This window comes from Streptomyces turgidiscabies Car8 (assembly GCF_000331005.1).
Lineage (GTDB): Bacteria > Actinomycetota > Actinomycetes > Streptomycetales > Streptomycetaceae > Streptomyces > Streptomyces turgidiscabies.
Genome location: NZ_AEJB01000208.1, coordinates 74091 through 96877 on the forward strand (window position 1 = coordinate 74091; position 22787 = coordinate 96877).

A 22787-nucleotide genomic window follows, 5' to 3' on the forward strand; every position below is an offset into this window, starting at 1 on the left:
TCATCCACACACAGGACGGGTTTGTTCCATGCCATCAACAAGAACCACCGTGACCCGCTGGACGAGACGTGTCGCCGTCCAGGTGTCGGTCCTCGGTCTGACTGTCGCCGGGCTGTTCGCCGTGGGCGGGGGCCGCGCGCCGTCGGCGGACCTCGGTGCGGCCGAGCCGGTCGCGGTGAGCACGAACCAGGTCGCGGTTCCTTCGGCGCCGATGGGCTGGGCCTCCTGGAACAGCTTCGCCAGCAGCATCGACTACAACACCATCAAGACCCAGGCCGACGCCCTCGTCTCGTCCGGCATGGCCGCCGCCGGCTACAAGTACGTCAACATCGACGACGGCTGGTGGCAGGGCGCCCGGGACAGCAACGGGAAGATCGTCACCGACGAGAGCCTGTTCCCCGGCGGCATGAAGGCCATGGCCGACTACATCCACAGCAAGGGCCTGAAGGCGGGCATCTACACCGACGCGGGCAAGCAGGGCTGCGGCTACTACTACCCCACCACCAGGCCCGCGGCGCCCAACACGGGCAGCGAGGGCCACTACCAGCAGGACATGCAGACGTTCCAGGAGTGGGGCTACGACTTCGTCAAGGTCGACTGGTGCGGCGGCAACGCCGAGGGCCTCGACCAGGAGACGACGTACAAGGCGATGAGCGCCGCCAACGACGCCGCCGCCGCGGTCACCGGCCACAAGCTGGTCCTGTCGTTCTGCGAGTGGGGCACCGGCAACCCCTGGAACTGGGGCGCGGGCACGGCCCCGATGTGGCGTACCAGCACGGACATCCTCTTCTGGGGCAACAGTCCGTCCACGGCCAACATGCTGACCAACTTCGACAAGACGCTGCATCCCTCGTCCCAGCACACCGGGTACTACAACGACCCGGACATGCTGATGGTCGGCATCAGCGGCTTCACCGCCGCCCAGAACCGTACGCACATGGGCCTGTGGGCGATCTCCGGCGCCCCTCTGCTGGCCGGCAACAACCTCGCGACCATGAGCTCCACGACGGCGTCGATCCTCAAGAACCCCGAGGTCATCGCCATCGACCAGGACGCCCGAGGCCTCCAGGGCGTCAAGGTCGCCGAGGACACCAAGGGCCTGCAGGTCTACAGCAAGGTCCTGTCGGGCACCGGCAAGCGTGCGGTGCTGCTGCTCAACCGCACCTCCTCGGCCGCCTCCGTCACCGCCCGCTGGGCCGACCTTGGCCTGACCACGGCCTCCGCCGCCGTACGTGACGTGTGGACGGCGACGAACCTGGGCAACTCCGCGACGAGCTACACGACCGCGGTCCCGGCCGGCGAGGCGGTGCTGCTCACCGTCTCCGGCACCGAGGCAGCCGGCACCACCTACGAGGCGGAGGCCTCGGCCAACTCCCTTGCCGGTACGGCCGCCACCGCCACCTGCGCCAACTGCTCGGGCGGCTCGCTGACCGGCTCGATCGGCAACGGCTCCGCCAACACCCTGACGTTCAACAACGTCAACGCCTCGGCCTCCGGAGTGAAGCTCGCCACCATCGCCTACGTCAACGGCGACAGCGCCGCCCGTACGGCGACGCTCCAGGTCAACGGCCAGCAGCCCACGGTGGTCTCGTTCCCGCCGACCGGCTCCTGGACCACCCCCGGCACGGTCTCCGTCCTGGTGGGCGCGGCCAAGGGCGCCAACACCCTGAAGTTCTCCAACAGCGGCGGCTGGGCGCCCGACCTCGACGCCGTCCTCGTGTCGGACATCGCGGGCACCAACGGCGCCGAGATCATCGGCACCGGTTCCGGCCGCTGCCTCGACCTCGCCAGGAACACCATCACCAACGGCACCCAACTCGCCCTGTGGGACTGCTTCGGCGGGCACAACCAGACCTTCACGTCCACCTCGCGCGGCGAACTAGTGGTCTACGGCCACAAGTGCCTCGACGCCGACAACAACGGCACCACCAACGGCACGAAGGTCATCATCTGGGACTGCACCGGCGGCACCAACCAGAAGTGGACCGTCAACTCCAACGGCACCATCACCAACAACCAGTCCGGCCTCTGCCTCGACGCGGTCAGCAACGGCACCGCCAACGGGACCAAGGTCGACCTGTGGACGTGCAATGGCGGAACCAACCAGAAGTGGACGCTCAACTGACGGCCTGACGGCCTGACGGCCTGACGGCCTGACGGCCTGACGGGTGGACGGGTGGACGGATTGACGTCGTCGTTCGCTCCCCGTCGGCGGGCGGGCCGGGTCCTCCGGTCCGCCCGCCGATCCGTCTGCCGATCCGTCTGCCGATCCGTCTGCGCGAGATCACGGGATCTACGCGACTGATCCCCGATCGGGCCCCGCTGCGGCGAACCTTACTTTCGCTTGGCGCCGCGCATACCTGCCCCACAAGCGCTGCCCGACGCGGCCGACGTCACCTGGGGCGGTCGCGTCCGCTACGGTGCGCCCGGACCGGGCGGTCGCGCCACCGGCATGGACACCACCATCGAGTACTCCGACACCCCCGTCTACCGGTCCGAGGATCCGAGCGACGTCGTACCGCTGGGCCTCACCGTGAACGCCCGGGGGGAACAACGGCTTCGCCTTCACCCCCTACGAAGGCGGCAGCGCGACGAACTCCGTCACTGTCCCGAACGTCCCGAAACACTGGTACCGCCCCTTTTCACCAGTCACCACCCCAGTAACCGCTGCACAGGGATCCGGCCGCCACGCACCCCCGTCCGCGTTCACCGATCCGCCGGCTCGGCCTCCCGGGCGGCGGCGAGCGGCTGAGCGGCATAGGTGATGCGGACGACGCCGTCCGCGTGGCGTTCCGTCTCGCCCCGGACGCCGAAGACGTCACGGAGGATCTCCGGGGTCAGGACCTCCAGGACCGGTCCGGCCGCCACCACCTCGCCCTCGTGGAGCACGACGAGGTGGTCGCAGAGGCGGGCGGCGAGGTCGAGGTCGTGCAGGACGGCCAGGGTGGTGATTCCCGTGCTGCGAATCAGCTCCAGAAGCTCGAAACGGGCGCGGATGTCGAGGTGGTTGGTCAGCTCGTCCAGCACGAGCAGTTGCGGTCGCTGGGCCAACGCGCGTGCCAGCAGGACGCGTTGACGTTCGCCGCCCGAGAGGGTCGCGTAGTCCCGGTCCGCGAAGGGGGCGACACCGCACCGGGTCACCGCCTCGGCGACGGCCTCGCGGTCCTCGGAGCCGTCCCGGCTCATCAGGCCGTGGTGGGGGGTGCGGCCGAGGGCGACGATCTCGGTCACCGTCAGGCCGGTGGTGGTGCCGGAGTCCTGGAGGACGGCCGCCGTGCGGCGGGCGGCGGTGCGGGTGGAGAGTTCCCATACGTTGTCGTCGCCCACCCTGACCACTCCGGCGGCGGGGCGCAGTGAGCGGTAGACCGTGCGGAGCAGGGTGGACTTGCCGCTGCCGTTGGGGCCGACGAGCCCGACGATGTCGCCCTTGGCGGCCTCCAGGTTCACCGCGCGGAGGATCGGTCGGCGGTCCAGGGTGATGTGGAGTTGGTCCACGGTCAGTTTCATGCGCTGTCCAGGCCCTTGTTGCGGCGCAGCAGCCACAGGAAGAAGGGGGCGCCGAGCAGGGCGGTGAGGATGCCCAGCGGGAGTTCGTTGGGGCGGGTGAGGGTGCGGGAGAGCAGGTCCACGAGGACCAGGTAGACGGCGCCCAGGAGTGCCGTCAGCGGGATGAGTCTGCGGTGGTCGGCGCCGGTGGTGAGGCGGACCAGGTGGGGGATCATCAGGCCGACGAAGCCCACTCCGCCCGCTACGGCGATGACCGTGCCGGTGAGCAGCGCGCTGATGACGAGCAGGACGGCCCGCAGCCGGTCGACGTCCACGCCGAGTGCGGTGGCGGACTCGTCCCCGGCCAGCAGGGCGTTGAGCCGCCGGCCGAACAGGGTCAGCAGGACGGTGCTCCCGAGCACGACGACCGTGACGGTGGGCAGTTGGCTCCACTGGGCGCCGGCGACACTGCCGAGCATCCAGAACATCACCGTACGCAGCTCGGTCGGCGTCGCCAGCAGCTGGACGAAGCTGGTCATCGAGAGCAGGACGTAGCCGACGGCCACCCCTGCCAGCACGACCCTGGTGGGGGCGAGCCGGCCCTGTCGCTGCCCCAGGACGAAGACCAGGGCCCCCGCTGCCAGAGCCCCGACGAAAGCCGCCCCCGAGACACCGAGAGCGCCCAGGCCACCCAGGGCGACACCCCCGAGGGTGATGACCAGGACCGCGCCGAGCGAGGCGCCGTACGAGAAGCCGAGGACGACCGGGTCGGCGAGGGGGTTGGTGACCAGGGTCTGCAGCACCGCCCCGGCCACCGCCAGGCCCGCGCCGACGAGGGCCGCCAGGGCGACCCGGGGGGCCCGGAAGGTCCACACGATCTGGTCCATCGCGGGATCCTCGGTGGCGCCCCGGCCGGTGAGGTGGTGGAGGAGGATCCCCCACACGTCACCGACGGGGATGTTGACCGCGCCGATGCTCACCGCCACCACCATCACCGCGGCGAGCAGGACGAGCAGGACTCCTGCGGCCAGGGACAGCCGCAGGCCGTTCAGACCTTGTCGGGGTGCAGCATCGCGGCGATCTTCTCGACCGCCAGGTCGTTGCTGGGGCCGAGGTACATCGAGTCCGACAGAGCCATGTACGTGTTGTTCTTCGCGGCCGGCCACTGGGGGAACTCCTTCAGCAGTTTCCTGGCGTAGGCAGCCGGGTCGGGGTCGTTGTAGCCGATGACGACGAGCGCGTCGACGTCGGTCGCTGCCACCTTCTCCTTGCTCAGGTCGGCGAAGGAGGTCTGGGAGGCGTTCTCGAAGGCGTTGGAGCCGCCGGCCTTGGCGAGGATGTCGTTGTAGATGCCCTTGGCGACGACCGAGCTGAAGTCGTTGCCGCCCATGGCCATGTTGGAGAACAGGACCATCACCTTGGGCTGCTTCTCGCCCTTCACCTTCGCGGCGACCTCGGCGATGTGCTTCTCCGACGCGGCGACGATCTTCTCGGCCTGGTCGCTCCGGTCGAAGATCCTGCCCATGTCGCGCAGCAGGGTGTAACTGTCGGCGATGGTCATCCTGGTGGTGTCCTGGTCGCAACCCTGGGGCGAGACATAGGTGTTGGCGCCGGCCTGCTTCAGCTGCTCGCGGGTGGCGAAGCCGTTCTTCTCGTCGAAGCCGTACGACGTCGTCGACAGCACCAGGTCAGGGCGCAGCCCGATCATCGCCTCGCGCGGGACGTCGTAGGCGTCGTTGAGTTTGACGTCGCCGTTGGGCAGCGCCTTGATGGCGGCGGCGCGGCCCGCGACCTCCGACATGCCGTAACTCTGCTGGTTGGCCACGATTCTGTCCTGGACGCCGAGGGCTAGGAGCGTGGAGACCTCGGCGACCGAGGCACCGTTCATGACGACGACCCGGCCGGGCTCCTCGGTGATCTTCTCCGTGACTCCGCAGTTCTCCAGGGTCACCGGGTAGCCGGACTTCGCGGCGGCCGCTTCCACCTTGCCGTCGGCGGCGCTGTCCGTGGCGGTCGAGGAGCCGGCGCAGGCCGAGGTGACCAGACACAGGGCGCCGGCCAGGGCGATGGCGGCCGGCCGTTTCTTCGACATGCGTGCTCCTTGCGGCGGGGTGTTCGTGGGGCGGGTGTTCGTGGGACGGCGGGCTCTGTCGCAGTAGTCGGGAGGCGGAGCCGATGAGTTCCCGGCGGGGACCGACTACTTCGCGGGAGTTGCCCGTTGGCTGCCCCGGCGGGCCGGGGCGGGCAGGGCGCCGGTGGTGACGCAGTGGTCGAGGTAGCGGAAGACGAGGTCCCGGTCGACGGGCGGGCAGGTGATGCCGCTGCCGCGCAGCCCGGTCACGACGTTGTCGGCGCGCACGCGTCCCAGACGCAGGTCGGGGCCGGGGACGCCGTCGGGGTCGGGCGCCGCTTCGGGTGCCACTTCGGGTGCCGTTTCCCAGGAGTCGAAGAAGGCGAGCGTGGTCGCCGCGACGCCGGAGGAACGCGGCAGTTCGGCACGCCACCGGTCCAGGGGCAGGCGCCCCAGCCGATAGCCGTACTCCTCCAGCCAGTCGTAGACGTCGCTGAGCCGCACCGGTGGTGTGGCGGCGTGGTTGTAGACGGTCGCCACCGCGCCCGCCGGTCCGAGGCAGAGACGGACGAGGGCTTCGGCGATGTGGTCGACGGGTGTCCAGGTCTCCTCCTCGAACAGCTCGGGGACGATGCCGGCGGGTATCCCGGCGCGCAGGACGCTCCACAGGAAGTCCCGTTCGTTCACATGGCCGGTGGCGGCCGGGCCGACGATCCGGCCGAGCCGGTGCACGGTGACCGGCAGTCCCCGCGCGGCGGCCTGTTCGAGCAGTCGCTCGGCCGCCCACTTCGACTGCTGGTAGCCGTAGCGCAGTCCGGGGTGGGGCGGGAAGAACGCCTCCGGCACTTCGGGGGCGAGTGCGAGCGGCGGGGCGACGGAGAGCGTCGACACGAAGTGCAGGGGGATCGCGCGTACGGCCGCCAGGCGCAGCAGTTCCCTGGTCGACCCGGTGTTGGCGGCGCGCAGTGTGGCGTAGTCCCGCATGATGCTGACGGTCGCCGCGTTGTGGAGGATCGCCCCGCAGGTGCGGGCCAGTTCGGCGAACCGCGCCTCGTGCAGGCCCAGTCGGGGGCGGGAGAGGTCGGCGGAGATCGCCGTGACGCGTGCGTGCTGCCTGTCCGTGAGGTGGATCCGGTGGGTCTGAAGGGCCTGGCGGACACGGGCGGTGGCCTCGGCGGGGCTCGGGGCCCGTACGGTGCAGACGATCTCGGCTTCGGTGTTCGTCAGCAGCTGTGCGAGCAGGTGTACGCCGACGAAACCGGTCGCGCCGGTCAGCAGGACCCGCTCCGGTGTTCCGCCCGGTCGGGGTCCGGCGCCGGGGCGGATGTCCGGGTCGAGGACGGTGTCCGCGAGCAGGGCGGGCGGAAGTCCGGGAGTCGCGGGGAGTGCCCGCTGCCCCAGGAAGCGTGCGAGTTCGGCGACCCTGGGGTACTGGAAGAGCCAGGCGACCTTGACCTCGCGGCCAAGTTCGACGCCGAGCCGGTTGGCGGCCTGGATGGCCTGGAGCGACTGGGCGCCGAGGTCGAAGACGTCGTCCTGCGCGGCGACGGAGGCCACGCCGAGCAGTTGACGCCAGACGGTGGCGATGACGGATTCCAGGGTGCTGTCGGGCGCGTCGGCCTGTTCGCCGGGGCCGGGTGCCAACGCGGCGAGTGCTTTCCGGTCGGTCTTTCCCGAGCTCGTCCGGGGCAGCCGTTCCAGGAACTCGACCGCCGAGGGGATCATCGCCGGGGGCAGCGTGGTCCGGAGGTGGTCCCTGATCGCGGTCACGGCCGGGGCGGGCCCGTCCGGGACGACGTACGCGGCCAGCCGCCGCGTCCCGTCCGCCAGCACCTGTCCCACGACGGCGGCGTCACGCACTCCCACGTGGGCGAGGAGGGCGCTCTCGACCTCGGCCGGGTGCACGCGCTGCCCGCTGATCTTGAACTCGGTGTCGGACCGGCCCAGGTACCGCAGTTGGCCGTCGTCGCCGATCCGTACGAGGTCGCCGGTGCGGTAGGCGCGCGGGGCTCCGGGGAGTGCGCGGAGGGGGGCGAAGCGGTCGGCGTCCGGGGAACGGCCTCCTCGGTAGCCGAGGGCCAGGTTGTCGCCCAGGAGGTGGAGTTCGCCGCCGACCACCGCCGCCCGCGTGCCGGGGAGCGGGAGTCCGATGGGCACGTCGCCGTGGGCGAGGCCGGGGTCGTGGAGGTCGGCGACGGTGGCGACCACGGTGGCCTCGGTCGGGCCGTACGTGTTGAGCAGCCGGACCGACGTGCCGACGGCCTTGCGCCAGCGGTCGACGCGTTCGGGCAGGGCCGCCTCACCGCCGATGACGACGGTCCGCACCCCGGCGGGCAGCACGGCGGCGCCGGTCGACAGGGCGTAGGCCACCTCGTGCCAGTAGGCCGTGGGCAGGTCGAGGAAGCTGATGCGCGAGCGGCCGCACGCGTCGAGGAAGGCGGGGACCGAGTCGGTCATGTCGTCGCCGCGCACGACGAGCGTGGCGCCCGCGCACAGGGTGAGGAAGATTTCCTCGACGCTGGTGTCGAAGTGCGGAGGGGCGAACTGCAGCACACGGTCGGCGCGTTGGACACCGTAACGGTGCGTGGCACCAGCGACGAAGCGGGCGAGTGCCCGGTGCCCGACCTCGACACCCTTGGGACGCCCGGTGGAGCCGGAGGTGTGCAGGACGTACGCGAGACCGTCCGGCGCCGGAGCGGTCGCCGAGGCCGCCGCACCGGGTGCCGGCGGGCCATCCGCCACGACGCCCACGCAATCGGGCCCGTCCGGCACGGGCCCACCCGGCCCGACCGTGCCAGGCACCGGGGAGCCGTCCCCCATGGCGCCAGGCCCACCCGCGCCGGGCGCCGGGCCGGCATTCGCCATGACCTCGGCGTACGTGGTGGCCGTCAGGGTCAGGGTGGGTTGGGTGTCCTTCAGTAGCTCGGCTCTGCGCGCCGGAGGGGCGGTCGGGTCGAGGGGGCAGTAGGCGGCGCCGGTGAGCAGGGTGCCGAGGATGGCGGTGATCGCGTCGATGCCGCGTGGCATGGTCACGGCCACCAGGTCCCCGGGGCCCACCTCGCGGGCGGCGAGTCGGCGGGCGAGTTCACGCGCCGAGCCGAGGAGTTCCGCGTACGTCACGCTGCGGCCGTCGTGCTCGACGGCCACCGCCGCGCCGCGCCGGGCGGCCTGGTCGGCGATCAGCCCGAGCACCGGCAGCGCCGGGCCCGGAAGCGGCCCGCCGTCCAGGACGGGAACGGGAACGGAGACGGGGACGGACTCACGCGCCCGCAGGCCCGAGAGCGGCCGGTCGGGGTCGGTGACCGCCTCGTCCAGCAGAGCGAGAAGCCCCTCCTGGAACGCGGTGACGTCGGCCTCGTCGTAGAGGTCGGGGTTGGCGTCCACGGCGATGCGCAGGCCGGTGCCCTCGGAGCGGTCGTAGACGTTGACGGACAGGTCGTCGACAGGCCCGGCGGAGACGTTGTGGACCGTGCTGCGGTGTCCGGCGAACCGCAGGTCGTACGCGAACGGCATGATGTTGACGCCCGGGCCCGACAACCGGCGTTGCCCTCCCACGAGTCCGAGGTCGCGGCGCAGCTGCTCGTAACGGTACCGCTGGTGCGGGAGACCGGCGCGCAGTTCGCGGGAGACGCGGGCGGCGAGGTCGCGCGGGGTGTCCGCCGGGGTGACGGGGACGCGCAGGGGCAGGATGTTGCGGACCATGCACGGCACCCGGAGGGATACGGAGCCGAGGCGGCCCATCGTGGGGAGGCTGAGGACGATCTCCGGAGCGCCGGTCATGTGGTGCAGCCGGGCCGCCGTGACCGCCAGCAGGACTTCGGACCAGGTGACTCGCAGGTCGTGGGCGACGGCCCGCAGGCTCTCCGTCCGTGCCGCGCCGAGATCGACGACCCGTCGGCGGAAGGTGTGCGCGGGCAGGGCGGACCGGTCGGCGGGGGTGGCCACGGGCGGTCGGTCCGCGTACCGGCCCGCCCAGTGGGCGCGGTCCTTGGTGAGGTGGGGCGAGTCGCGGTAGGCGCTCTCCTCCTCCCGGACCGAGGCCAGGGTGCCGAAGCCGCTGTCCCCCACCGGCTCGCCCGCGACGAGGGCCGTGTAGACGTCGGCGACGCGGCGGGCGACCAGCGACAGGCCGAAGCCGTCGAGGGCGATGTGGTGGACGCGGTGGTACCAGAGGTACTCCTGCGGGGCGATCCGCAGCAGGGCATGGCCGAACAGCGGGCCGTGGGCCAGGTCGACGGGGCGGGCCATGTCCTCGTCCATCCAGGCCAGGGCCGCCGCGCGGGGATCGGGCTCGGCGGTGAGGTCGGCCGTGTGCAGCGTCCAGTCGCCGACGGGGGCGGCCGTCTCCCAGGGCCGGCCCTGGCCGTCGGCCACGTAGGCGACGTTCAGGGCCTCCGTCTCCGCGACCACGTGGTGCAGGGCGGTGTCGAAGACGGCCGCGTCGACCGGGCCGTGAATGTGCACGTACTCGGCCGTGTTGAACGCCGGACTGTCCGGGTCGAGCAACTGGCCGGTCCAGACGCCTTCTTGCGCGGCGAGCAGCGACTGACGCTCCGTCACCTCGCTGTCTCCTGACGTGCGGAGAGCAGCTGCCACCACTGACCGAACGAGGCGCGTTCGGCGAGTTCGACGAAGGTGACCTCCACGCCCGTCGCCCGCCACCGCTCCACGAGGGTGACGATGCGCAGCGAGTCGAGTCCGGCGTGGAGGGGGTTGTCGTCGAGGTCGACCTCGTCGGGCCGCAGGTACAGGTACTCCGCCAGGTCCGCACGGAAACCCTCCAGCGTGAGGGGAGCAGGCATGTCGTTCTCTCTCCAGGTCGCAGGTGTGAGGTCGCAGGTGTGAGGTCGCAGGTCTTTGCCGAGGGAGGGCCGGTCAGTTGACCTTGCGGGCGGAGTCACCCCAGAAGCGGTCGCGCAGTTCGCGGCGGAGGATCTTTCCGCTGGGGTTGCGCGGGACCCTGTCGATGAACTCGTAGCGGGCGGGCAGCTTGAAGCTCGCCAGCCTCGGGACGAGAAAGGTGTGCAAGTCCCGTGCGGTGGGCGGCTGTTCGGGGTCGGGGACGACGAAGGCGTGCACGTACTCGCCCCAGCGCTCGTCGGGCGCGCCCACGACGACGGCCTCGGCCACCCCGGGATGCGCTTCCAGCACGTTCTCGATCTCGGCCGGGTAGACGTTCTCGCCGGCGACGAGGACAGCGTCCTTGATGCGGTCGCGGATGAAGACGTAGCCGTCCTCGTCGACGAACCCGGCGTCCCCGGTGTGGATCCAGCCGTTCACGAGGGTCTCGGCGGTCCGGTCGGGCAGTCCCCAGTACTCGACCATCCGGGCGGGCGTGGCCAGGCAGACCTCGCCGACCGCGCCCGGCGGTAGTTCGCGCCCCTCGCCGTCGATCACCTTGGCGCGTACGCCCGGATACGGCCGTCCGGCGGCCCGCATGAGCGGGCCGCCGGGGACGTGGGCGGCCGGGGGCAGGCAGACGGCGGTGTTGCCGGTCTCGGTGAGGCCGTAGATCTGGGCGAACTCGCAGTCGAGGACGGCGAGACTCTCCTCCAGCAGGGCCTCGGAGATCGGGGAGCCGCCGTAGACCGTCTTGCGCAGGGTGGTGAAGTCCTCGGCGCCGACGCCGGGTTCGGTCAGCATCATGCGGAGCATGGCCGGGACGACGCAGGCGGTGGTGATGCCGAGGTCGCGGATGAGGTCGACGGCCTCGCGTGCGGCGAAGGCGCGCATCGCGACGATCGTCGTGCCCGCGTCGAGGTTCTGCGTCGCCCACCACAGGCCGCCGATGTGGAAGCCGGGGATGCCGATCAGCGCGATGTCGCCGGCGCGCCAGTCGATCCAGTCGAGGCCCTCGCTCGCCAGGGCGTCCCGGATCGCGAAGAAGCTGCGGTGGGCGAGGACGACGCCCTTGGGCAGGCCGGTGGTGCCGCTGGTGTAGAGCTGGGCGACCGGGGTGTCCGGGGTGGCGGTGTCCGGTGGTTCGGTGTCGGGGTGGGGTGCCTTCCAGGCGGTGAAGGACTCGCCGAGTGCGACGACCGTCTCAGGGGGCGCGGTCGGCATCTTCTCGACGATCGGGGCGAACTCGTCCTCCAGGAAGAGGAGTCGGGTGCCGGAGTCCTGGAGGATGTGGCTGACCTCGGGCGCGGCGAGCCGCCAGTTGACGGGGACCAGGACGGTGCCGCTCTTGGCGCAGGCGAAGAGGATCTCGTAGTAGTGCTCCGACTCCTTGCCGAGGTACGCGACCCGGTCGCCGGCCGTGAGTCCGGCGGCCAGGAGAGCGTGGGCGACGCGGTTGCTCTCGCGGTGCAGTTCCTCGTAGGTCAGGGTGCGGCCGTCGCAGAGGATCGCGGGGGTGGTCGGCCGGTGCCGGGCGTGGAAGCTCGTGGTCCGGACGAGGGTCCGGAGCTCCGGGTGGTGGAGCGTGTCCATGGTCATGGCTTTCTCTCGCCTTGGGTCAGGGGACGTTGACGAACGCCAGGGTCGCCTCGCCGTCGCAGCGGCCCGACTCGGCGTCCCGGTAGCGGAAGGTGGTCTCGGCGTGCAGGAACGGGCTGCCGCCGGCCGGGGTGCGCCGGGTGACGGAACGGAACTCCAGTTCCCCGGAGAATGCACGGGGATTGACCGGGCGTCTGAAGTTGGACGAGAAACGGGCTATGAGGATGTCCGGCAGCTGGCGCGCGAAGAAGTCGTCCAGCGTCCATGATGCGAATCCCGTGCCCAGCCCGTCCCGTACCGACCTGGCGACGAGGTAGTACATCATCTGGTTGTAGCAGATGTTCACCTCGACGGAATTCAGATGGCCGGTGTCGTCGATGTAGCACGACTCGGGAATCTCGAACTCGCAGTGGGCCGAGGCCCGTCCGTCGGTTTCCGTCACGACGGCCGAACGCAGGTACTTGCAGTGTTCCTTGTAGGGCGCCAGCACCCGGGCCAGCAGGGCTTCGTCAGTCATGCCACCCGGATCCCGTCGTGCAGCCCGCGTTCGTCGTGGACGGTGACGCGGTAGGAGACGGTCGGCTCGGGCGTGGTCGTGTGCCGGGCGCGGTGGATCAGGCTGCGGTTGTCCCAGACCAGCAGGTCACCCCGCTCGAAACTCTGCAGGTGGATACCCTCGTGCTCGAACGTCTCGTCGAGCTGGCCGGTGGCGTCGAAGAGCCGCTTGAGCAGTTCCTCGTCGAGCGGGTCGCCGTCCTGGTCCTCGATGCCGACGGTGAAGCCCTCACTGATGTAAAGGACCGTCTCGCCGGTCATGGGGTGGGTGAAGGTGGTGGGCTGGACGACGGCCGGGGTTTTCCGCTCGACCTCGTCGATGATCTCGGAGAGAGGCCGGTAGACGTCGTGCGGCCGGATTTTGAAGTACTTGCGCACCGAGTGCCTGCACCGTGTTCCGGCGATTTCCCTCTTCAGTTCCTCGGGCAGATTCTGGTACGCCCGGCCCATGTCGATGAAATACGTTCCGCGGTTCTTCTCCGGAATGACCTGGGGGTGGATGAGGGTGATTCCGAAGGGGTCCGGCATGAACTGGTAGTCGGCGTGCCAGAACTTGCCGGTCTTCGGTACGCCGATCTGCTTGCCGTCCTTCGGGACGTTGGAGGAGACGAACACCTCCGGGACCTCCGGGTGCTGGTACATCGGCTCGTAGTAGGTCTCGGGGCGCCCCAGCCGCCTGCCCAGGGCCAGGAACTCCTGGGGGGAGAGGTGCTGTCCCTTCAGGACGGCGATCTTCTTCGTGTAGACGGTGTTCTTGAGCGCGGCGATGTCGGCGTCCGAGGCGGTGGTGTGGTCGAAGCCCTCGACCTCGGCGCCGATCGCGCCGCCAGGCTGTTCGTTGATCTCCATACCGGTGCTTCCTTCCATGGTCGGGCGGGGTCAGACGGTGGCTCGGCGGGCGTCGATGAGCCCGACGATGTCGCCGAGGGTGAGTTCGGGTTCGAGTTCGTCGTCGCCGACGGTCACGCCGAGGTCGCGCTCGATACGGATGCTGATCTCGACTGTCGTCAGCGAGTCGACGTCGAGCTCTCCGAGGGTCGCCCCGGGTCGGATTCGGTCGGCCGGGGCATCGTGCAACTTCGTGAGAAGGCCGACGAGTTGCTCGTAGGTGGTGCTCATGACGACGTCCGTTCCGGTCGGGGAAGAGTGGGCCAGGTCAGCAGGCAGGAGCCCCAGGTGAGGCCGCCGCCGAAGGCGGTGAGCAGGAGCCGGTCGCCCGGCTGGACGGCCTGTCGTGCCGACACGTCGGCGAGGGCGAGCGGGATGGACGCGGCACCCGTGTTGCCGACGGACTCGACATGGGCCGCGCACCGCTCGCGCGGCAGCCCGAGGTCGTCGGCGACCGAGTGCAGGATCCGCAGGTTGGCCTGGTGCGGTACGAAGAGGTCGACGTCGTCGGTCTTCCGGCCGGCCCGGTCCAGGGTGGCCCGCGCCGACTGCGCCATGCGGGTCACCGCGTGCCGGTAGACCTCCTTGCCGCGCATCGCGAAGTGCCGTTCCTCGCGGCTGGGTTCACCTGGCCGCGAGCGTTGGCGGGAGCCGCCGGCCGCGACCGTGATCAGGTCCTCGTGGGCGCCGTCGCTGCCGAGGTCGAAGTGGCCGACCGCGCCGGGCTCGTCGGCATGTCCGGCGCGCAGGACGACGGCTCCGGCGCCGTCGCCGAAGACGATCGCGTTGGCCCGGTCGAGCGGGTCCACGATCGTGGAGTAGGCGTCCGCCCCGACGAGCAGGACCCGTTCGGCCACACCGGCCGCGATGAGTCCGGCGGCCGAGGCGAGTCCGTAGACGAACCCGGTGCACACCGCGCCGATGTCGAAGGCGGCCACCCCGCTCAGCCCCAGGCGTGCGGCGACCGCGGGCGCGGTGGCCGGGCAGGGGCGGTCCGGGGTCGACGTGGCCACGATGACAGCGTCGGCACGACCCGTCCCGGCGGAGGCGAGGGCCCGGCGGCCGGCCTCGACAGCGAGGTCGGAGGTCGCCTGCCCGGGGTCGATGACGTGCCGCTGCCGGATCCCCGTACGGGTACGGATCCAGGCGTCGTCGGTGTCGAGCCGCCGCGCGAGGTGCGCGTTGGTCACCACCCGGGACGGCACCCAGCCGGCCAGCCCGCACAGAACGGCGGCGGGCGGCGCCGAGGAACCGGTGGCAGCATGGAACATGAAGGCACTCCAGGCACAGGAGAAGTGGCGGCACAGAAGGGGAAGAGGAAGGGGAGGCCGGGAGGGAGACCTACGGACTCGGGGTCCCGCGCCGCATGAGCATCGCGAGCGCGAGCGCCCCGCAGCCGATGCCGAGCGCGATGGCGAACGCGGCCGTACGGATGCCGTCGAGCAGCCCGGCCCCGGTGGCGCTCTGTCCCACTCCCCCGGCGAGCGCGACCAGGACGGCGAGTCCCACCGCACCGCCCACCTGCAGGGTGGTCGACGCCAGCCCGGAGGCCACCCCCTGGTCACCGGGTGCGACCCCGGCGGACGCGGCGATCCACATCCCCGTCCATGCGGCGCCCTGACCGAGCCCCAACAGCACGATCCCCGGCAGGAGTTTCGGATACGAGCCGTCCGAAGTGAGCGCCAGGCCGAGCGCCGCCGCTCCGGCGGCACCCACCGTCATCCCGCCCACCAGCGTGCGGCGCATCCCGAAGGCGGCGACGGCCCGTTCCCCGGCCTGGGTGCCCACGGCCACCACGACGGCCGGCACGAGGAACGCGAGCCCGGTCGCGACCGAGCTGTAGCCGTGGACGGTCTGGAAGTAGAGGGTGAGGAAGTACGGCACCGAGCTGAACGTGGCGCTGAACAGCGCGGTCACTCCCATCGCCGCCGGCAGGCCCCGGTGCGCGAACATCCTTGCCGGTACGAGCGGTTCGGGCGACCGCCGTTCCACTACGGCGAACAGGGTCAGGAGCCCGGCCGAGAGCGCCGCGCTGATGAGGGCCGCGGGTGTGGTCCAGCCCTCCGCCGGGGCCTGCACCAGCAGATACACCAGGAGGGTGATCCCGCCCGTGGCGGTGAGCGCGCCCAGGACGTCGAAGCGCCGGGTACGGTCCCGCGGCCCGTCCGCCGGGAAGAGCAGCCGGCCGGCCACCGCGAGCACCACGGCGATCGGCACGTTGACGAAGAACACCGACGGCCAGCCGAAGGCCTCCACCAGCACCCCGCCCAGCAGGGACCCGAAGCAGAGCCCGCCGGCCCCCGCCGCACCCCACACCGCCAGGGCCCGGTTCCGGGCGGGTCCCTCCTCGTACAGGGTGTTGATCAGCGACAACGTCGCCGGGAACAGCAGCGATCCGCCGATGCCCTGGACCGCCCGCACGGCGACCAGCACACCGGGCGTCTCCGACAACCCGCCCACCAGCGACGATCCCGCGTAGAGCAGTGCGGCGAGGACGAACATCCGGCGCCGGCCCAACAGGTCGGCGGCCCGGCCGCCCAGCAGCAGGAAACCTCCCGTGGACACGACGTAGGCGCTGACCACCCACTGCAGATCGTGGTCGGAGAAGCCGAGCCCGGCGCCGATGTCCGGCAGGGCGACGTACACGATGTTGTAGTCGAGCGAGATGACGAGCTGCCCCAACGCCAGAACTAAAAGAGACACGATCGGTCACCCCCTCGCAATCAGAGCCGCCGGGATTCCATGCGGAAGGAATTCCCGAAAGGCCGTTCGTTTTGCGTCACCGTAGCAGCAGGAATCCCGCTTGGGAATGCCGGACTTCCCGTCCGGAATCACTCACCGAATAACGTATCGAGGCAGCACTCAGAGCCGACAGTCATTGATTGCCGGGACCTTTTTTCTGAATGTTTTTCTGAATTCCGTCCTCCGGATAAGCCCTTCAGTCCTCCCCCATGAGCCGGCGGATCTCGGTCATGAGGGCGACCAGTGCCCGGCGCTCCGGGAGGGTCGTTTCCGGGTGCCAGAGGTCGATGAGCAGGCAGGTTCGCGGGCGCGTGCCCTCGTTACGCGCCTCGTGCTCGAAGGAGTAGTCGAAGAGCAGGCACTTGCCCTCCTCCCAGGACCGGGTCTCTCCGGCCACCGTGATACCGCATCCGTCGGGGATGTCCACGGCGAGATGGAGGTTGATGCTGAAGTTCCACAGGTCGCAGTGGGGGTCGATGGCGGCGCCGGGCAGCAGCGTGGAGAAATGACATTCCAGGAGGGGACAGATCTTCTCCGTGTCGACGGCGACTTCTTTCAGTAACCGGTAAGCGGTCGGAGCCAGAGCTGCCGACTCCGTGACAAGGCCACCGCCGCGAAAGAGATAGAGGGCCTGCCAGTTGTCCTGGCGCGTCAGATAGTGCTCGTAGTCCGAGAACGCCTCCCGGCGCCCCGCCCAGGCGACGTCCAGCTCTGTTCTGATCGACTGATGAGCGTCTTCGAGCGCCCGCACGACCGGGACGATCTCGTCGTAGGCGTAGGGGTCGTGCCAGGGAGTCGCGGACAGTCCCGGCAGGACCCACTTCGCCGCTTTCTGCGCCGGATGCCGTTCGCCGCCGCCGCCCGGCTCCAGCATCTGCTCGACCCTGGTGATCGACTCCGTACCGAACTCGGCCCTGATCGCGGCGAAGGCGTTCTCTATCTCGGGTGTCACTCGGCTCTCAGCTCCGTGGGGTGGCGGTCAGGCGGGTGACGAGCCGCCCTGTCGGACCAGTAGTCGGCCGGGGGCGGGCCCGAGTTCCCGGCTTCCTCGAATTCCCTGCGGAAACCGGCCGGTTCGACAGGCGCCGGGAACCAGACGGACCCACGCCCCGACCACTCCCACATGGAGCAGAGAAGTGTGATCCGCGTGCCGCGCCGGACGCGCAACACCCGGTTCGCCAACGCCCTGTGGGCCGTGGTGCCACCGTTGGGCGCCGCCGCCGGTGCGCTGGTCCTGCTGGCGGGCTACACCGCGACCGGCGCGGCGGGCGAGCCACCGCCCGGGATCAGGGTCGTCGACGCGCGCGTGGTCGCGGTACCCGCGGGCTCCGGCGCCACCCGCGCGTACTTCGAGATCCGCAACACCGGCCCGTCGAAGGACAGCCTGCTGTACGCGGACTCACCGGACCTGGGCGTCAGCATCCTGCGCCGCACGGTGATCCGTGGCGGCGCCGAACGCACGTACTCCGTAAGGTCCGTCGAGGTTCCCGCGGGCGGCACGCTACGCATGGCACCCGGCGGGGTCCTGGTCGGGATCCTGGACCCGCCCGTCCTGAAACCCGGCCGGCGCGTGCCCTACGTCCTGTGGTTCGAGCGGAGCGGCAAGGTCACCGTCCGGGCGACCGTGGTCGGGGCGGCGCCCGCGAGGTGAGCCACGGGGCCGGGAGCGGGGCCGGGCCAGCGCCAGGACTGGAGCGTCGGTGTCCCCCGGCCCCGTGGGACACCGACGCCCCTCCCTTACGCGGCGACGGCAGCCGGGACCCGGTCCGCCTCAACTGCCTCGGCCTCGTCGAGCAGTTCGATGAGGGTGGCGCGGGCGCGGGCCACCCGGGAGCGGATCGTCCCGACCGGGCAGCCCCCGGCGACGGCGGCGTCCTCGTAGGGCAGCCCCGCCAACTGGGTGAGGACGAACGCCTCGCGGCGCTCGACGGGCAGCGCGTCCAGCAGGTCGAGCAGGGCCACCCCGTCGTCGAAGCCGGGCAGGCCGATGGGCTGGGCACGCTCCGCCCAGCTCGTCCAGTCGTCCACGTCCGCCGCCCGCGGCCGGGTGGCGGCGTACCGCAGGCTGTCGATGACCGTGCGGCGCGCGATGGACAGCAGCCAGGTGCGCGCCGACGAGCGGCCCTCGAACCGGTGCAGGCCGCCGAGCGCCCGCAGGAACGTGTCCTGGGCGAGATCGGCGGCCAGTTGGCGGTCGCCGGAGAGGTAGGTGACGTAGCGGACGACGTCCGAGTACAGGGCACGCACGAAATGGTCGACGGCGTCGGGATCGCCGGCCCGGGCGGCGAGGGCATAGGCGGTGGCCGGGTCGTCGGGCGTCGCCGTCGTGACGGGCCGACCGGACGCCGTGCGACCCGCGTCGCGCTTCCTGGACGCCAGAGGCGAAAGGGGCGACAAGGGCGACAAGGGGAGGACAGGAGTGATCACCTGATGTCCTTCTCGGGTGGTCCGGGACCGGTCCGCGCGGCGGCACACCTACGAGCGTGCGCTGGGCACGCCGGGCGTGAGCTCAACCGCTGCGGAGGGTCCCGGGACGGAAGGGGGAAGGGGCGTACGACGTGCACACCCCGCGCCCGAAGCCGCGTGTCCGCGCATCCGCGCGTCTGCGGTGCCGACAGACGCGGCACCGGCGGGACGGCCTCGGGGAGCCTGCTGTCTCAGACGACAGCGGTCCCGGCCGGAGGCCCCCGAGAGATGATCGTGTGTGTGAGCGTCAGCCGCGGGATCCGCTCGGCACGCTCACGCGTCGGCCGCAGACTGGGCCGGCGCGGTGGTACGGGCAGGGCGAGCAGGGGCAGCCGCAGCGGAGCGGCCAGCCAACCGGCGACGGCCCGCAGGAGCCTGAAGGCGGCCCGCTCGCCGTACGCCAGCCACAGACCGGTCAGCAGGGCGGCCAGTGTGTGGGCGGCGAGCATGCCCAGCGACGACGTACCGCCGGTGCCGTGAGCCATGTGGCCCACGTGGCCCATGTGCGCGGAACCCATATGCGCGGAGCCCATGTCCATGGCGTCCATCGAGCCCATGGACATCGAGCCGTCGGACATGCCACCCGTGCCGGATCCCGACGCGGCCGACCCGCCCCATGAGAAGGCCGAGTGGAGTGCCCCCTGCACGACGACCACGACGGACACCACCAGCGGGAGCCCCCGCTCACGGCCCGCCAGGGTCCAGCCGACGGCGCTCGTGGCGCCGAAGCCGGCGGACAGCGTCCACCACGGCACGCTGGAGCCCGACATGAGTACGTGTCCGAGGGCAGCGAGCAGCACACAGACGGCCGCGAACACCGCGGCTCGTACCGTGCGCACACCCCGCCCTGCAGTCATGACGGCCTCATCCTCGCATCCGGGCTCCGCTCGTCACAGGTGGGTACGCACGGGACCCGGGCCCCCAACTCACCCAGAGGGGAGTGATACAGAACACAGGGACCCGCCGGAACTCGAAGGACGGTCCGGCCGACTTCTACGGAAGAGCCGTCAGCTGGCGTCCCCAGAAACGTCAGATACCGCCCTCGCCCGGCCGGACCACCACCGCCAGGGTCTTCACGGCCCCGCCGTGCTCGAAGTGCAGCGTGAACGAGACGAGGTCGCCCGGCTGCCAGCCCTTCCTCACCGGCACTATCACGTCGAGGCCGTCCGGTGACATGGCGAGGCTCTCGCCCGCCGGCACGGCGACGGAGCCGACCGTCAGGTCGGAGGCGGTGTTGGAGCTGTTCATGACGTGCCGGCTCAGGACGGCCTCGCCCGCGCCGACCTCGGTGGACGTCACTCTCAGCAGCCGGTCCGCCGCTCCCCCGCTGTTGGTGATCCGGAAGAAGGCCGCCGTGACCGGGGTGGCTCCCGAGGGCGTGAACATCCTGCCGCCGGTGACCTCGATCCGGGCCGGGCTGCCTGCGTTGCCGAAGGCGGTCCACGTACTCAGCCCGCCGAGCGCCAGCCCGCACACGGCGACCGGCGCGAGCACGGCCGACAGGGAATCGGTGAGCCGGCGGCGGGTCGGGCGCCACAGGCGCGGTTCGGTCATCGGGCACCTCTCCGGGAAGCCGGTGCGGTCGAGGTGGAGCGCGAGGGTGAGAGCGTGGGCTGCCAGCCGCGCAGGCGCAGGCTGTTGGCGACGACCAGCACCGAACTCGCCGACATGGCCGCGGCGGCCAGCATCGGGTTGAGCAGGCCGACCATGGCGAGCGGGACGGTGACGACGTTGTAGCCGAAGGCCCAGACGAGGTTCTCACGGATCGTGCCCAGCGTGCGCCGGGCCAGCAGCACCGCGTCCGCGAGGGCCTCGATGTCACCGCGGACGAGGGTCACGTCGGCGGCGCCGATGGCCACGTCCGTGCCCGAGCCCATGGCGATCCCGAGGTCGGCACCCGCGAGCGCGGCGGCGTCGTTCACGCCGTCGCCGACGACCGCGACCCGGTAACCCTGTTCCCGCAACTCCCGTACCAGGTCGGCCTTTCCCTCGGGTGTGCAGCGGGCGTGCACCTCCTCGATGCCGAGCGCGTCGGCGACGGCACGGGCAGGTGCCTCGCGGTCGCCGGTGGCGAGCACGGGCCGTACGCCGAGCCGCCGCAGCCGGTCCACCGCGCGATAGCTGCCGGGCCGTACTACGTCCCCGATCTCGATCAGCGCCTCGACCGTGCCGTCCACCCGGACCGTCACAGGCGTACGGGCGGCGGACTCGGCGCCCGCCAGGGCCTGCGCGAGCGCGGCGGGCAGGTCGTCGTCGGGCGACAGGACCTCGACCAGCCGTCCCTCGACCAGCCCCCGCACACCGCGTCCCGGCAGGGCGACGAACTCGCTCACGTCCGGCAGCCGCCGCGCGCCCGACTCCCGGCGCGCGTGGGCTGAGATCGCCCGGCCGAGCGGATGCTCCGAGCCCTGTTCCACGGCCCCCGCCAAGCGCAGTGCCGCGTCGCTCCCGAGCCCGTCCGGCGGGGCGGTGACCTTGGCGACGGTCATATGGCCGGTGGTCAGGGTGCCGGTCTTGTCGAGGACGACCACGTCGAGATGCTGAAGTCCCTCCAGCGCCTGCGGCCCGGTGACGAGCACGCCGAGCTGGGCTCCCCGGCCGGTGGCGGCCAGCAGCGCGGTCGGCGTCGCGAGCCCGAGGGCGCAGGGACAGGCCACGACCAGTACCGCCACACACGCGGTGAGCGCCGCCTGCGGATCGGCTCCGGCGCCCAGCCAGAATCCGAGCGCGGTGACGGCCAGCGCCAGCACCATCGGCACGAACACCCCGGCGACGGAGTCGGCCAGCCGCTGCGCCCGCGCCTTTCCCGCCTGCGCCTCGGTCACCAGCCGGGCGATCCGGGCGAGCTGCGTGTCCGCACCGACCGCTGTGGCCCGTACGAGGAGCAGCCCGCCGGCGTTGACGGCCCCGCCGACCACGGCCGAACCGGGCCCGACCTCCACGGGCTCGCTCTCACCGGTGACCAGGGAGAGGTCCACGGCCGAACTGCCCCCGGTGACCTGCCCGTCGGTGGCGACCCGTTCGCCCGGCCGCACGACGAACACCTGGCCGGCCCTCAACTCCTCGATGGGGATGAGCCGTTCGTGTCCGTCGTCCTCCCGGACGGACACCTCCTTGGCGGCGAGGCGGGCCAGTGACCGCAGCGCCTCGCCGGTCCCGTGCCGCGCCCGGGCCTCCAGGAACCGCCCGGCGAGCACGAACAGCGTCACGCCGACGGCCGCTTCGAGGTAGAGGTGCGCGACCCCGTCCGGGGCGGCGGGCACGAGCGTGAACGGCATCCGCATCCAGGGGTCGCCGGCCCCGCCGAGGAACAGCGCGTACGTCGACCACGCGAAGGAGGCCACCACGCCCAGCGACACCAGGGTGTCCATGGTGGCCGCCGAGTGCCGCAGCCCCCGTACCGCCCGTACGTGGAAGGGCCAGGCGCTCCACACGGCGACGGGCGCGGCGAGCACGAAGCACAGCCACTGCCAGTTGCGGAACTGCAGAGCGGGCGCCATGGACAGCACGAGCACGGGGACGGACAACAGGGCCGTGACGACCAGCCGGTGCCGTTCCTGCCGGGCACCCTCGGACTCGTCGCCGTCGTCGGCGCCGTCGTCGGCGGGCTCCCGTTTCCCGGGTGGCTCGGGCAGGGCGGCCGTGTATCCGGCCTTCTCGACGGTGGCGACGAGTTCGTCCGGGCCGATGTCCGCCGGGTGACTCACACGGGCCGTTCCGGTGGCGAGATTGACGGTCGCGGTGACCCCGTCCAGCTTGCCGAGCTTCTTCTCGACGCGGGTCACACACGCGCCGCAGGTCATGCCGCCGACGGTCAGATCGGTCGTCAGCAGGACGGTCCCCGCAGTCCCCGGTTCCGCGCCCATCAGCCGTGTCCCCCCTGCATGTCGTCCATACCCCCGGTGCCTCCCGTGCCGCCCCCGCCACTGCCGTCACCGCTGCCGTCACCGCCGCTGGTGCCGTGCATGCCGGGTGCGACAGGGCCGGCGCCGACGCCGACGGCGTAGGACACCGTGAAGATCAGGGCCAGCAGCAGAAGGAAGCCGCAGAGCGCGGGCGGGGGCGCCGCCCTCCGCACCACCTCGCCCATGCCGCTCGCGCTCGATGAGGATTGCCGGGACTCGTCCATCAACCGCGTCTC

Annotated in this window: 19 protein-coding genes; 2 read left to right on the forward strand and 17 right to left on the reverse strand. The window is 71.4% G+C overall.

Translation table 11 applies throughout. The annotated features are described in order from the left end of the window. Positions 1 to 28: 28 nt before the first annotated feature. A complete protein-coding gene (locus STRTUCAR8_RS13380) occupies positions 29 to 2125 on the forward strand; it encodes an RICIN domain-containing protein (protein WP_006376245.1) in 2097 nt (698 codons plus the stop codon). A gap of 581 nt (positions 2126 to 2706) precedes the next feature. Here the strand turns inward: STRTUCAR8_RS13380 and STRTUCAR8_RS13385 are convergent. From STRTUCAR8_RS13385 to STRTUCAR8_RS13440, 12 genes are all read right to left on the reverse strand, one after another. Next, a complete protein-coding gene (locus STRTUCAR8_RS13385; protein ID WP_044472126.1) occupies positions 2707 to 3507 on the reverse strand; it encodes an ABC transporter ATP-binding protein in 801 nt (266 codons plus the stop codon). Further along, complete coding sequence (locus STRTUCAR8_RS13390) at positions 3504 to 4478, reverse strand: FecCD family ABC transporter permease (protein WP_044472127.1); 975 nt, start codon at positions 4476 to 4478, stop codon at positions 3504 to 3506. Before STRTUCAR8_RS13390 ends, STRTUCAR8_RS13385 begins: the two co-directional genes overlap by 4 nt. A gap of 56 nt (positions 4479 to 4534) precedes the next feature. After that, positions 4535 to 5578 (reverse strand): ABC transporter substrate-binding protein, encoded by a 1044-nt coding sequence (locus STRTUCAR8_RS13395; protein WP_006376204.1) that lies wholly within the window; start codon positions 5576 to 5578, stop codon positions 4535 to 4537. A 105-nt stretch (positions 5579 to 5683) separates the two neighbouring features. Beyond that, the gene (locus tag STRTUCAR8_RS13400) at positions 5684 to 10117 is read right to left on the reverse strand and encodes a non-ribosomal peptide synthetase (RefSeq protein WP_006376317.1); all 4434 of its coding nucleotides are present in this window, start codon (positions 10115 to 10117) and stop codon (positions 5684 to 5686) included. Next, positions 10114 to 10359: a phosphopantetheine-binding protein gene (locus tag STRTUCAR8_RS13405; RefSeq protein WP_006376302.1), complete on the reverse strand. Its 246-nt coding sequence runs from the start codon at positions 10357 to 10359 to the stop codon at positions 10114 to 10116. The genes STRTUCAR8_RS13400 and STRTUCAR8_RS13405 overlap by 4 nt, the downstream gene beginning before the upstream one ends. Positions 10360 to 10432: 73 nt before the next feature. Further along, positions 10433 to 11995 carry a fatty acid--CoA ligase gene (locus tag STRTUCAR8_RS13410; protein ID WP_006376310.1) on the reverse strand — a complete coding sequence of 521 codons (1563 nt, stop codon included), beginning with the start codon at positions 11993 to 11995 and terminating at the stop codon, positions 10433 to 10435. Between the two features lie 19 nt (positions 11996 to 12014). Continuing rightward, entirely contained in the window at positions 12015 to 12512 is a 498-nt protein-coding gene (scoD, locus tag STRTUCAR8_RS13415; RefSeq protein ID WP_006376328.1) for a (2E)-enoyl-ACP glycyltransferase, read from the reverse strand. After that, positions 12509 to 13399 carry a (3R)-3-[(carboxymethyl)amino]fatty acid oxygenase/decarboxylase gene (scoE, locus tag STRTUCAR8_RS13420; RefSeq protein WP_006376255.1) on the reverse strand — a complete coding sequence of 297 codons (891 nt, stop codon included), beginning with the start codon at positions 13397 to 13399 and terminating at the stop codon, positions 12509 to 12511. The genes scoD and scoE overlap by 4 nt, the downstream gene beginning before the upstream one ends. 30 nt (positions 13400 to 13429) lie before the next feature. Further along, entirely contained in the window at positions 13430 to 13669 is a 240-nt protein-coding gene (locus STRTUCAR8_RS13425) for an acyl carrier protein (protein WP_006376224.1), read from the reverse strand. Then, complete coding sequence (locus tag STRTUCAR8_RS13430; RefSeq protein ID WP_006376299.1) at positions 13666 to 14709, reverse strand: beta-ketoacyl-ACP synthase III; 1044 nt, start codon at positions 14707 to 14709, stop codon at positions 13666 to 13668. Before STRTUCAR8_RS13430 ends, STRTUCAR8_RS13425 begins: the two co-directional genes overlap by 4 nt. Before the next feature lie 70 nt (positions 14710 to 14779). After that, on the reverse strand, positions 14780 to 16141 hold the full coding sequence (locus tag STRTUCAR8_RS13435; RefSeq protein WP_006376217.1) for an MFS transporter: 1362 nt from the start codon (positions 16139 to 16141) through the stop codon (positions 14780 to 14782). 235 nt (positions 16142 to 16376) lie between these two features. Then, positions 16377 to 17132, reverse strand: coding sequence for an aspartyl/asparaginyl beta-hydroxylase domain-containing protein (locus tag STRTUCAR8_RS13440; RefSeq protein WP_006376293.1), 756 nt, complete (start codon positions 17130 to 17132; stop codon positions 16377 to 16379). 171 nt (positions 17133 to 17303) lie between these two features. Here STRTUCAR8_RS13440 and STRTUCAR8_RS13445 point away from each other — a divergent pair, with 171 nt between their 5' ends. Beyond that, the gene (locus STRTUCAR8_RS13445; RefSeq protein ID WP_044472128.1) at positions 17304 to 17831 is read left to right on the forward strand and encodes a copper chaperone PCu(A)C; all 528 of its coding nucleotides are present in this window, start codon (positions 17304 to 17306) and stop codon (positions 17829 to 17831) included. Between the two features lie 86 nt (positions 17832 to 17917). Here STRTUCAR8_RS13445 and STRTUCAR8_RS13450 read toward each other — a convergent pair whose 3' ends face one another. The 5 genes from STRTUCAR8_RS13450 to STRTUCAR8_RS13470 form a co-directional block, all read right to left on the reverse strand. Beyond that, on the reverse strand, positions 17918 to 18607 hold the full coding sequence (locus STRTUCAR8_RS13450; RefSeq protein WP_006376192.1) for a sigma-70 family RNA polymerase sigma factor: 690 nt from the start codon (positions 18605 to 18607) through the stop codon (positions 17918 to 17920). A gap of 230 nt (positions 18608 to 18837) precedes the next feature. Further along, positions 18838 to 19503, reverse strand: a complete 666-nt coding sequence (locus STRTUCAR8_RS13455; RefSeq protein ID WP_006376289.1) for a hypothetical protein — start codon at positions 19501 to 19503, stop codon at positions 18838 to 18840. A gap of 172 nt (positions 19504 to 19675) precedes the next feature. After that, the gene (locus tag STRTUCAR8_RS13460; protein WP_006376226.1) at positions 19676 to 20200 is read right to left on the reverse strand and encodes a copper chaperone PCu(A)C; all 525 of its coding nucleotides are present in this window, start codon (positions 20198 to 20200) and stop codon (positions 19676 to 19678) included. Further along, positions 20197 to 22512: a heavy metal translocating P-type ATPase gene (locus tag STRTUCAR8_RS13465; protein ID WP_006376265.1), complete on the reverse strand. Its 2316-nt coding sequence runs from the start codon at positions 22510 to 22512 to the stop codon at positions 20197 to 20199. Before STRTUCAR8_RS13465 ends, STRTUCAR8_RS13460 begins: the two co-directional genes overlap by 4 nt. Continuing rightward, on the reverse strand, positions 22512 to 22775 hold the full coding sequence (locus STRTUCAR8_RS13470; RefSeq protein ID WP_006376264.1) for a hypothetical protein: 264 nt from the start codon (positions 22773 to 22775) through the stop codon (positions 22512 to 22514). Before STRTUCAR8_RS13470 ends, STRTUCAR8_RS13465 begins: the two co-directional genes overlap by 1 nt. Between the last annotated feature and the right edge of the window lie 12 nt (positions 22776 to 22787).

Bases quoted from the DNA above. Each gene is read 5' to 3' on its own strand.
- STRTUCAR8_RS13460 (WP_006376226.1), bottom strand. From the start codon at position 20,200: ATGACCGAACCGCGCCTGTGGCGCCCGACCCGCCGCCGGCTCACCGAT.
- STRTUCAR8_RS13465 (WP_006376265.1), bottom strand. From the start codon at position 22,512: ATGGGCGCGGAACCGGGGACTGCGGGGACCGTCCTGCTGACGACCGAT.
- STRTUCAR8_RS13410 (WP_006376310.1), bottom strand. From the start codon at position 11,995: ATGACCATGGACACGCTCCACCACCCGGAGCTCCGGACCCTCGTCCGG.
- scoD (WP_006376328.1), bottom strand. From the start codon at position 12,512: ATGACTGACGAAGCCCTGCTGGCCCGGGTGCTGGCGCCCTACAAGGAA.
- STRTUCAR8_RS13405 (WP_006376302.1), bottom strand. From the start codon at position 10,359: ATGCCTGCTCCCCTCACGCTGGAGGGTTTCCGTGCGGACCTGGCGGAG.
- STRTUCAR8_RS13455 (WP_006376289.1), bottom strand. From the start codon at position 19,503: ATGACTGCAGGGCGGGGTGTGCGCACGGTACGAGCCGCGGTGTTCGCG.
- STRTUCAR8_RS13385 (WP_044472126.1), bottom strand. From the start codon at position 3,507: ATGAAACTGACCGTGGACCAACTCCACATCACCCTGGACCGCCGACCG.
- STRTUCAR8_RS13390 (WP_044472127.1), bottom strand. From the start codon at position 4,478: ATGGTGGTGGCGGTGAGCATCGGCGCGGTCAACATCCCCGTCGGTGAC.
- STRTUCAR8_RS13445 (WP_044472128.1), top strand. From the start codon at position 17,304: ATGGAGCAGAGAAGTGTGATCCGCGTGCCGCGCCGGACGCGCAACACC.
- scoE (WP_006376255.1), bottom strand. From the start codon at position 13,399: ATGGAGATCAACGAACAGCCTGGCGGCGCGATCGGCGCCGAGGTCGAG.
- STRTUCAR8_RS13395 (WP_006376204.1), bottom strand. From the start codon at position 5,578: ATGTCGAAGAAACGGCCGGCCGCCATCGCCCTGGCCGGCGCCCTGTGT.
- STRTUCAR8_RS13430 (WP_006376299.1), bottom strand. From the start codon at position 14,709: ATGTTCCATGCTGCCACCGGTTCCTCGGCGCCGCCCGCCGCCGTTCTG.
- STRTUCAR8_RS13380 (WP_006376245.1), top strand. From the start codon at position 29: ATGCCATCAACAAGAACCACCGTGACCCGCTGGACGAGACGTGTCGCC.
- STRTUCAR8_RS13425 (WP_006376224.1), bottom strand. From the start codon at position 13,669: ATGAGCACCACCTACGAGCAACTCGTCGGCCTTCTCACGAAGTTGCAC.
- STRTUCAR8_RS13470 (WP_006376264.1), bottom strand. From the start codon at position 22,775: ATGGACGAGTCCCGGCAATCCTCATCGAGCGCGAGCGGCATGGGCGAG.